Consider the following 349-nt stretch of genomic DNA (forward strand, 5'->3'; position numbering starts at 1 on the left):
GCGTTGGTGACGAAGTAGGGCGAGAGGTAGCCGCGGTCGAACTGCATGCCTTCGACGACTTCCAGCTCGGTCTCGGCGGTCTTGGCTTCCTCGACCGTGATGACGCCTTCGTTGCCGACCTTCTGCATCGCTTCCGCGATCATCTTGCCGACCGACTCGTCGCCATTGGCCGAGATCGTGCCGACCTGGGCGACTTCCTCGGAAGTCTTGATCTTCTTGGCGGCCTTGCCGAGAGCGGCGACCACTTCGGTGACGGCCAGATCGATGCCGCGCTTCAGGTCCATCGGGTTCATGCCGGCGGCAACCGACTTGTGGCCTTCCTGGACGATCGACTGCGCCAGAACGGTCG

1 protein-coding gene is annotated in these 349 nt (G+C 63.3%); it reads right to left on the bottom strand.

The window, feature by feature from the left end; all coding sequences use genetic code 11:
- Positions 1 to 349: TCP-1/cpn60 chaperonin family protein (locus O7A60_RS31850; RefSeq protein ID WP_337109606.1), on the bottom strand; the 349-nt coding region annotated here is incomplete at both ends.

The sequence above is a fragment of the Mesorhizobium salmacidum (SeqCode) genome, from assembly GCF_037179605.1.
In the GTDB taxonomy this organism is placed as follows: Bacteria; Pseudomonadota; Alphaproteobacteria; order Rhizobiales; family Rhizobiaceae; genus Mesorhizobium; species Mesorhizobium salmacidum.